The organism is Kitasatospora sp. NPDC097691 (genome assembly GCF_040302665.1).
GTDB lineage: Bacteria > Actinomycetota > Actinomycetes > Streptomycetales > Streptomycetaceae > Kitasatospora.
Map to the genome: position 1 here is coordinate 1 of NZ_JBEORY010000139.1, position 1,226 is coordinate 1,226.

The following is a 1,226-nucleotide window of genomic DNA, read 5'->3' on the forward strand; positions in this document are numbered from 1 at the left end:
CGAAATCGAGCTGCGGCAGTCCCGGTTGCAGGAAGGGCAGCAGGCCGACCAGGATCCACAGGCGCTTGCGGCACACCTCCCCGCCCCGGACCCATAGGGCGATGGGAACGAGGGTGCCGAGGCCGGCGAGGAGGATGAGCTCTTTGAGCATGCTCTGCTTGGCTCGCTGTCGTGGCCCGACGGATCGATCGAACGCATCCTCCGGCTGCTGTCGTCGGAGAGCGGCCCGAGCCTAGGCCGGGGCCGGCCCGACCGGACCAGCGCTCTTCTGGCGGCCCGTCTCGTCCGCAGGGTGGGAGGGGCTACGTCTTTCGGCGGCCCGACGGTTGCCCGCTCCTGCGAAGGGCGGCGTTCGGGAGCGCCGTGGGCGCGCCTAAACCTGACGGTGACAGGGGCAGGCGATCCGGGCGATGCAGCGTTCTTCCGATCCTTCGGCACGAGCCGGTGACGCTGCGGGCCCGCCGCCGCGCCGTTGCCCGGACACCCGGCGCGGACGCGCCGCCGTGTCGGAGTGGCGGGGCCGATGAGCACCCTGGCGATCTCCCGGGGCGCGATCCTCAGCGGCAGTGCCTGGACCATCGGCACCTATGTCGCGACGCTGGTCCTGCGCTTCGGCTCCAACGTCCTGCTGTCGCGCCTCATCGCGCCCGAGATCTTCGGAATGGTCGTGGTGATCGCGGCCATCCGGGCCGGTGCGGACCTCCTGTCCGATATCGGCCTCGGCCAGAACATCGTGAACAATCCGCGCGGTGACCGGCCGGCCTTCTACAACACCGTCTGGACCCTGCAGGTGCTGCGCGGCCTGGTGCTGTTCGCACTCTGCTGCGCCTTCGCCGGCCCGTTCTCGCGGCTCTACGGGGTGCCGGAATCCGCCATCCAGTTCGGGGCGATCACGCTGGCGGTGCTCGGGGTGACCTCGACCTCGCCGTCGCTGCTGCAGAAGAAGCTGCGCCTGCCGGTGCTCACGCTGTTCGATTTTGCCGTGGACCTGATCGGCATCGCGGCGATGCTGCTCCTCGTCCTGTGGAGCCCGACCGTGTGGTCGATCCTGCTCGGCAACCTCATCAGCGCGCTGGTGCGGGTCGTCGGCAGCTTCCTGTTGCCGGAGGGCGGCAACCGCCCGACGATCAACCGGCACGTCGTCGGCGAGATTTTCTCCTTCGGCAAGTGGATCTTCCTGTGGTCCCTGCTCGGCTTCCTCAGCCTCAACTTCGACCGGCTCTATC

At 69.2% G+C, this 1,226-nt stretch carries 1 protein-coding gene; it reads left to right on the forward strand.

The features are described 5' to 3' along the window. Window positions 1-523: 523 nt before the first annotated feature. Window positions 524-1,226: oligosaccharide flippase family protein (locus ABTY56_RS38690; protein WP_350634385.1), on the forward strand; the 703-nt coding region annotated here is incomplete at its 3' end.